The sequence below is a fragment of the Dolichospermum sp. UHCC 0352 genome (assembly GCF_009711925.1).
GTDB classification, from domain to species: Bacteria; Cyanobacteriota; Cyanobacteriia; order Cyanobacteriales; family Nostocaceae; genus Dolichospermum; species Dolichospermum lemmermannii.
The window spans coordinates 23,235-32,213 of the sequence record NZ_VIKY01000152.1; the positions used below are offsets into that span (position 1 = coordinate 23,235).

Genomic DNA, 8,979 nt, shown 5'->3' on the forward strand with positions numbered 1-8,979 from the left:
TTATTGGTAAATTTTTATACTACTATAAAGCCTCTCTGTTTTGATTTATTGGTGAGAAATCTGGATTAAAAGAATGCAGAATTTAGAATTTAGAATTACGTTTTGCAATGGGGATTTTACCGCGACACAAAACCCGCTGCTTGTAGAAGCAGGGGACTTTAACCCCCAAAGGTAAGTTAAGTTAATTTGGCTACAAGTTGATTTTCTAATAGGATGTTATTTGTTAATAAGTCCTCAACAGTAATTCTTAAAAACCGTTGTTCATCAACTTGAAAATAGATTTTAATGCGATCGCTTCCCGGAAATCCTGGAGGTTTAAGTTTGGCAATTTTACTGGCATTTACTGTATCATTGAGAGGCTTAACAGTAGTTGCACCATGATCAAGCTGACGAGTAATTAAGCGGTCGCCCTCAAAGTATATCTCTGTTCCACCTGTTTGAGCGCCCAATTCCCCAATAATTAACTCAATGCTGGGTTGATTTTCCACAGAAGCACCCAAAACTAATTCTACGGGTTGAGTCATGGGGTAAGGTTGTCCAGTTTTAATAATTGGATGCCAACTATGACGTTGATTGCGGCGATCCCAATAACGCACACCGTAACTATGATAAAGATAGTCTTTAATTTCTATCCCTTGAGTTATTTGTAACGCCCCTTGAGCGATTGCTTCAAAAGGCAATTGACGGCGGATTTTTTCTGGTTCAAAATATTGTTCTATCCATGCTTGCACTACGGGCAACTGTACAGTTCCCCCAACTAATAATACTGCATTAATATCATCAATTTCTATACCGTAGCGTCGCGCTTGCTGTAATAGCGTCATCATTACATCATGCAGTTTATCAAAAAATCCGTTTTCCTGCAAAATATTTTCAAAGGTGTAACGATCAAGATCCATTTCATAACTTTCAAAAGTTTGATCATGAAAATAAACTTCACTAGCTTTATCTTGGTGAGATAGCTGAATTTTCAACTGTTCCGCTAGTCGCGCTGTGAGAGAACTAACTGGCAATCCTTGGGTTTTAGCAAAGTAATCTACTATCCAATTATCAATATCAGTTCCGCCTAGATTTTGCCCTGCTTTTGCTAATACACGGGCTGTTTTAGTCTTTTGTTGAGAATTTTCACCCAGATTTTTATCACCCCATTTGAGAAGAAATCCTAGAGGTTTAGTCTTGGCTTGTGTACCTTGATCTAAACTCACTAAAGATAAATCTAAAGTTCCACCACCAAAGTCAACGACTAAGAGAGTTCCTTGATCTGTTAAACCATACCCCAAAGCCGCAGCAGTGGGTTCATCCAACATCCGCACCTGTTCGACTGCTAATGATTGACAAACTTTCCCTAACCAGTGACGATAGGCTTCAAAGCTGTCTACTGGTACGGTTAAAACCAAGGAATCTATTCCCCCTTCTAAAGGTGCTAATTCTGCAATTACTTTGCTTAAAAACCATGTTCCTATTTGTTCAAAGCTAATGTTTTGTCCATCAAGTTCCGGTAAAAAACCCTGGATATCTGCACCAATTCCCCGTTTAAAACTCCGAAAAAATCTGGCATCAGTTTTGATATCCAAACCGCGATCGCGTACCTGTTGTCCAGCTATAATTTTACCAAGGCTGGCATTTTCTACATAAACTAAGCTGGGAATCAGTGGAGGATTAAGAAATTGTTGCGTTGATAATCTGGGTAGATTCAGGGTTTCTGCTTGTTGGGTGACAGAATTCCAACGAGTGATAACTGTGTTACTTGTACCGAAATCAATAGCGATCGCCATATTCTTTGATTATTTAAGTCAGGTATCCAAATAAATATCTAACATACCTCTAAGATACAAGGTTGGGTTGAGGTACGTTCACGAAGTGTGGCGAGGCCATAACCCAACATGAGCGTCGGGTTGCGCTGTTGCTTAACCCGACCTACAAAAAATGGACAAGGTATTGATATTGGATATTAAGTTTTTTATAGTTTGTGACAAAACATACTTTCTCGAAAGGATGAGAATACAAAATTGAAAGTTATACAGAAATTATCCGGACATAACAGAATCAGCCGTGGATACTCAAATAGTAGATGCACCTTAATTAAACCATTACCCTTGGCTTGTGCCTAAGGGTTTTTTTCTTTGGGATTTATATCTTAACAAATTTTGATCAGGAATGCCAAAAATTTTATTTGAACATAGCAGGCAGTAAGTTGGGGGCTAACCATAATGCATAACCAATAAAACCAAATAGCATAGTAATCAAGAGAGTAGCAATATAGCTAATACACATTAATAAACCATCAGATTCAATAGTAGCAACTGCCAAAAGTAAAATCCCCACAGTCGGAATGGGATTGGTAAAGGGAATGGGGGAAATTAGTAGTATTGTTAACCAAGAGATGCACAGCCCGTTAAATCGCCAAATTAAAGGATGATTGGCGACTTTTTGTAGTCGGGGACGGGCAATTTTTTCTAATACCCTAGTCACGCGACGCAGATTTTGTAAGATGATTTTAGCGAAGGCGTTGGGAAATTTATAGTTAGCGATTTTCTTGGGTAGCCAAGGTGTTCTCCTCCCTAAAACCATTTGCAATGATAATAATAGACAAGCACCACCTAAAGGACTGGTTAAGCCTGGAGGCATGGGAAATAGAAAAGGTAATACTAGTAATGTGATTACTAAGCTAAAACCCCGTTCGGAAGTTTCCGCTAGGATATCACCTAAAGTTAGTGGCTGTTCACTTAAACGTTCTAGAAGGGATTTAATTTCTTGAGAAAAGCGCAAATTCATAACTATGATTTTAATGATTTTTCTGATTCTTATGATACAGCAAAATTCAGGAGTGAAACCCGTTGGATGCTTCCTTGTTGACAGATAGGAGTTTTGATTTTCATTTTTTACCTTGTTTAGTGACCATCTCCTGTTTAATTACATAAATAATAGTTAAGATATCATTAAATAAATCATATCAATCAGTTAAGATATCATCAAATAAATCATATCAATCAGGTAAATCATAGTTGAATTTTCATTTTTTACCTCCTTTACTGACAATCTCCTGTTTAATTACATAAATAATAGTTAAGATATCATTAAATAAATCATATCAATCAGTTAAGATATCATCAAATAAATCATATCAATCAGGTAAATCATAGTTGAATTTTCATTTTTTACCTCCTTTACTGACAATCTCCTGTTTAATTACATAAATAATAGTTAAGATATCATCAAATAAATCATATCAATCAGGTAAATCATAGTTGAATTTTCATTTTTTACCTCCTTTACTGACAATCTCCTGTTTAATTACATAAATAATAGTTAAGATATCATCAAATAAATCATATCAATCAGGTAAATCATAGTTGAATTTTCATTTTTTACCTCGTTTAGTGACCATCTCCTGTTTAATTACATATCCCATCAAATAAATCATATCAATCAGGTAAATCATAGTTGAAGATGATAGTCATAGGGCTAAAACTGCGATCGCTTGAGGAATCACCCGAAACACAGCGGGAGTATGGGTTGTAATTTCTCCATCTGTGTTAATAGCATGGGGTTTTCTAGTATATATTGTAAATTCCTGACCTTCAAGGGCGCGGACATTCGGCCAATCAATATGTCTACCTTGACGCATAGCCGGAAGTAGGGGAAGAATTTGCCACCAATGATCGATTTCTAAACTATAAAGATCCAGTCTTTGATCGTCTATCGCTGCGTCGTGAACTACAGCCATACCACCACCATAATAGCGACCATTACCCACAGCAATTTGCACAGTTTTCACATGAATTGATTCGTTATTCACACGAATTTCTGCACTAAAAGGGCGAGATTTCCAAACTACTTGAAATGCAATTGCTGCATAGGCAAATATACCCCAACGCCGTTTAATTTCTTTAGTTAATTGTTGAGTAATTTTTACACTTAAACCCAGACTAGCAACATTAAAAAAATATTTCCCATTTACAGAACCTAAATCAATTCTTCGCAAGTTTCCAGAGGCAATAATTTGACACGCTTCCGGTAAAGAGTTGGGAATTGCTAAAGTCCTGGCTAAGTCGTTAGCAGTTCCTAATGGTAAAATACCCAAAGGTAATTGAGTCTCAATTATTGCCTCTATAGTAGCATTAAGTGTACCATCACCACCACCGACAATTACCAAATCTATTTGCTGTTGGTAACGCCGAATCACAGTCCCTAGTTGAGTTGGATGTTCTGTAGATTCTGTAATTATTTCCAAACCCAATTTATTTAAACAATTTATTGCTTCTTGGTAACGTTCTTGCCCTTGACGAGAATTACTATTTATTAACAGTAGTGCGCGAAGACTCATTGCGTCCACCTTTTGTAGTTTATATATCGAATTATCTACATCTATTTTCTGAGAATATCAGCGGCAGATGATCAGAAGGTTGAAACATAACTTGTCATAGAAGAGAATACAGTAATATGGTTTCAGCATCAATACCTTGTCCATTTTTTGCTTTGTTGGGTTAAGCGACAGCGCAACACAACCTTATATCTTAGAGGTATGTTAGAATAAGTTTTCAGCGATTTTACATTTCTTTACACAGTTTGGTTTTATTGTGTTGACTTACTTAATTATCAGCCGTAGTGAATATATATATATATATACTTATTATTCCTCTTTTTTTCATTCTATCTATCCAAAGAAATATCTATTCTTTAATATTATTTTGACTTGGCTTTATTGATATAAAATAGCGGCATCTTTAAAATCCAATATAAACATGAGTTCATCAACAATTTTACAAAACATTGAGAAACATCTTCCCATCGTGGGAGATGTACATACTAAAAGTCCCATTGCTTACAAAGCAACCCGTCTTGCAGTTAGTACAGTTAACGCAGTGCAAATGGCAATAGCCGAGTCTTATATCAACGGATTAGAAGTACCGGATGCTGTGTTGCGATCGCTTTTTGATAGTTGTATGCCTGTCTTTTTTAAGTATTTTCCATCCCTGCTTGTACCCTACGAATGGGTATTAACAGAAACAGACAATACCGCCGAAGGTGCGCGGGATTTAATGAAGATTCAGTACGATTTGCCTCAAGCTATGTTGAATCTCATGTTAGGTGATGGAAAACTTATTTATCCCAAATATAGCATGGGATTGTGGGAAAAAGGAGCAGCAAATCTCGAACAATCACAAATGCAAATGATTGATGATGTAATTGACAAATTAGAAATAAAAGATGGTGATCATATTTTAGATTTTGGCTGTGGTTGGGGCTGCGTAGCAAATTATATTCTTGCCAAATTTCCCAATGTTAAATTCACAGGAATTAACTTGAGTCATAACCAATGTGAATATATGCGTCAGAAAATGCAAGATCCTGAAAGTTACCTCAGTTCCGGTCGTTTTACTCTCTATGAAGGAGATATAAACGATGCCCAATTTGAGACAAAGTTTGACAAAATTCTCTCAATTGGCGTTTTTTGTCATGTGGGTAATTTAACAAAGGCTTTTCAAAAGCTGGCATCTTTTCTCAAGGATAACGGCAAGGTTTTTATTCACATTATCACAGTCCGTACCCCTAATAATATCTCCAGTGTTTTCACTCACAAATACATTTTCCCTCATGGTCGTTACTGGAAATATGACGCGATTCCCAGTCATAATCAAGACCTGAAAACTATTGATAGATGGTATCTTAATGGCTCTAATTACTCTAAAACTCTTACTAGTTGGCTAAAAAACTTTGATGATTCTCAAGCAATAGTCAAAGATTTAGACTACGGGATGGACTATGCCAAATTTCGCCGCATCTGGAGGTTTTATTTAATTTGGTTTGTTGCTAATTTCGCCAGTTGCAATGGTGAATACAACGGTAATGGCCAATATTTAATGGTTCATGCCTAATCTTTGATTTTAGTAGGTTGGGTTGACGTATGTTACCCAACATTATTAAACCTGATGATTAAAGCTGTTGTTGGGTTGCGCTGTTGCTTAACCCAACCTACTAACTACTAACCAACATCATCATGAGCGAAACGATTAAACAAGAAATCTAACGCATAGTTCCGCAATTGATAATATTGAGGATCTTCCATAATTCTCGCTCTATCTCTAGGTCGAGAAAAAGGAATTTCCATCACTTCCCCAATTTTGGCATGAGGTCCATTGGTCATCATTACCAACTTATCAGCCAAAAATAAAGCCTCATCAATATCATGGGTAATCATCAAAACTGTACAACGGTTATCATTCCAAATTTTCAACAATTCCTCTTGTAATTCTTCCTTAGTAATTGCGTCCAACGCCCCAAAAGGTTCATCTAAAATCAACACTTTCGGACGAATAGCTAAAGCCCGCGCAATAGAAACCCGCTGTCTCATCCCCCCAGACATTTGCATGGGTTTCTTTTCCATGGCATCAGCTAAACCCACCATTGCTAAATGATCTCTCACAATAGCCCGTTTTTCGGCTTCTGGCTTAGTGGGATAAACTGCATTTACAGCTAAATAAATATTGTCAAAAGCTGTTATCCAAGGTAATAACGCATAGTTTTGAAATACTACCATGCGATCTGGACCTGGTTTTGTAATTGGTTCTCCTTCTAATAAAACTTGTCCAGTGGTGGGGAAGTTAAAACCAGAAACCATGTTTAATAAAGTTGATTTACCGCAACCAGAGTGGCCGATAACGCAAAGAAATTCACCTTTCTCCACGTTGAGGTTAACACCATCAAGAACGGTAAATGGTCCATTTTTGGTGGGATAAACTTTGCAAACGTCTTTAATTTCTAGGAAAGGCTGACGGCTGATTGTGGTTGTAGCTGTGTTGGTAGATTTCAAGTTACGGTTTTGCATTGTTTAGTAATTGGTAGGAGGTTTCGCGCAAAGGTGCAAAGGAGCAAAGACGCAAAGGAAGAAAGGGTTTTTTTAAGCTGCGGTTCTTCTGGGGGCATCTAGAATGACTTCGGCTATGGAGAAGTCGCGTTTGATTTCTAGGTCGTTAAGATAGGCAATTGGATCATCGGCGTTGAAGGGTTTACCATCAAATAATTGAATGGGTTGACGGGTGTAACTGATATCTAAGCCTAGTTCTCTGGCTGCGGTACTGAAAACGCGGACTCGACAAACTCTTTCAACGATTTCTACCCAGTTTCTGGGGAAGGGAGTGTCACCCCACCGCGCTAATTGAGTCATAATCCAAATTTGTTCGGTGCGACTGGGGCGATTAATGGCAGACTCGGAATAAAATTGGTGATGGGCATATTCCCGCATGGGATGATTTAAGTCACAGGTAGCGTTATTCGGGTTTTCCAGTTGGATATATTCAATATCTGTGCTGACATATTCCTGACTTGCTAAAATTTGGCGAATTTCTTGGGCGTTGGCAAGATCTGCACAATATTGGCAAGCTTCTAATAAGGCTTTGGTTAAGGCAATATGGGTATTTGGATAAGTTTCTGCCCAATCTTCTCGTACTCCTAGAACTTTACCAGGGTGTCCTAACCAAACTTCTAAATCTGTGGCTATGGTAAAGCCTGAACCTTCAACTGCTGCCCGATAATTCCAAGGTTCACCTACAGAATAACCGTCAATAGTTCCACCTTTTAAATCTACTACCATTTGAGCAGGAGGGATATTTTTCATAACCACATCACTGTCGGGGTCAATTCCACCTGCTGCTAACCAATAACGAAGGAGTAAATTGTGCATGGATGCGGGATGAACTACTCCCATTCTGTGTGTTTGTTCGCGGGTTTTTAGGAGATAATTTTTGAAGTCGGATAAGCTATGTACACCTTCGTCATAAAAACGTTTGGCTAAGGTGATGGCGTTACCATTGCGGGTCATTGTCAGGGCGGTGACAACTGGTAAAGGTTGGTTTTTATTTCCTCCTAAACTTAACCACATGGGCATACCTGAGGGCATTTGTGCCGCATCTAAATATCCCCCTGTCATCCCGTCTACAATTCCTCTCCAACTGCTTTCCCGGACTAAATTAACCTCATCCAGACCATGTTTGATGAAAAAGCCTTTTTCTTTGGCGATCGCCAGGGGGGCGCAAGCTGTAATGGGTAAGAAGCCAATTTCTAAATTAACTTTTTCTAAACCATGACGAACCACCGCAGCAGTTTTTCTCGCCCGAATTTTTTTGATGCGTTTTTGTTGGTTGAGGAAGTAAATCATTTCACTTCGCAAGCTGTAGTAACTGGGATGTTTTACTACTTCCATGCGTTTGCGAGGACGAGGAATATCTACTTCTAAAATGTCGCCAATTTTCGATTCTGGTCCGTTGGTTAACATGACAATTCTGTCAGATAACAAAACCGCTTCGTCTACGTCGTGTGTCACCATGACTGCGGTAACTTGATTCTCTTCACAAATTTGCATTAATTGTTCTTGCAAATTCCCGCGAGTTAGGGCATCTAAAGCACCGAAGGGTTCATCTAATAGTAATAGTTTAGGACGAATTGCCAAGGCACGAGCGATCGCAACTCGTTGTTTTTGTCCACCTGATAACATCCCTGGTTGTTTATCAGCATGGGGACGTAAACCGACCATATCTATATGTCTGTCAATAATCGCTTTGCGTTCCGCTGCGGGCATTCCATGTAATACTGAATCTACTGCTAAAGCAATATTTTCTCTCACTGTTCGCCAAGGTAAAAGCGAATAGTTTTGAAATACTACCATTCTATCAGGTCCAGGTTTTTTAATTCTTTGTCCTTCTAAAGTGACTAAACCTTCTGTTGGTAAATCCAAACCGGCAATCATGTTTAGAAGGGTAGATTTTCCACAACCTGAGTGACCAATAAGAGAAACAAATTCGCCTTTTTTAATTTGAAGATCAATACCTTTGAGGGCGATATATTGTCCACCACCGGTTAATTCAAAAATTTTATCAACTTGGTCAACGCCAACAAATATAGACATATTATTTGGTAATGGGTAATGGGTTATTTGTCAGTTGTCAGTTGTCAGTAGGGGCGAAGCATTTGGAAGATAAA

Annotated in this window: 6 protein-coding genes; 1 reads left to right on the forward strand and 5 read right to left on the reverse strand. The window is 38.1% G+C overall.

Annotated elements, in window-relative coordinates; all coding sequences use genetic code 11:
- Positions 1 to 176 precede the first annotated feature (176 nt).
- The 3 genes from FJR06_RS10465 to FJR06_RS10475 all read right to left on the reverse strand — a co-directional run bounded on the left by FJR06_RS10465 (position 177) and on the right by FJR06_RS10475 (position 4,327).
- Entirely contained in the window at positions 177 to 1,775 is a 1,599-nt protein-coding gene (locus FJR06_RS10465; RefSeq protein WP_168651389.1) for an Hsp70 family protein, read from the reverse strand.
- A gap of 394 nt (positions 1,776 to 2,169) precedes the next feature.
- A complete protein-coding gene (locus tag FJR06_RS10470; protein ID WP_015083513.1) occupies positions 2,170 to 2,775 on the reverse strand; it encodes an exopolysaccharide biosynthesis protein in 606 nt (201 codons plus the stop codon).
- Between the two features lie 682 nt (positions 2,776 to 3,457).
- Complete coding sequence (locus FJR06_RS10475) at positions 3,458 to 4,327, reverse strand: lipid kinase (RefSeq protein WP_168633492.1); 870 nt, start codon at positions 4,325 to 4,327, stop codon at positions 3,458 to 3,460.
- 418 nt (positions 4,328 to 4,745) lie between these two features.
- Here FJR06_RS10475 and FJR06_RS10480 point away from each other — a divergent pair, with 418 nt between their 5' ends.
- Complete coding sequence (locus FJR06_RS10480; protein WP_041458597.1) at positions 4,746 to 5,879, forward strand: cyclopropane-fatty-acyl-phospholipid synthase family protein; 1,134 nt, start codon at positions 4,746 to 4,748, stop codon at positions 5,877 to 5,879.
- A 107-nt stretch (positions 5,880 to 5,986) separates the two neighbouring features.
- Here the strand turns inward: FJR06_RS10480 and FJR06_RS10485 are convergent, their stop codons facing one another.
- Entirely contained in the window at positions 5,987 to 6,829 is an 843-nt protein-coding gene (locus FJR06_RS10485) for a nitrate ABC transporter ATP-binding protein (protein WP_015083516.1), read from the reverse strand.
- Positions 6,830 to 6,901: 72 nt separating this feature from the next.
- Complete coding sequence (locus FJR06_RS10490) at positions 6,902 to 8,905, reverse strand: nitrate ABC transporter ATP-binding protein (protein WP_015083517.1); 2,004 nt, start codon at positions 8,903 to 8,905, stop codon at positions 6,902 to 6,904.
- Between the last annotated feature and the right edge of the window lie 74 nt (positions 8,906 to 8,979).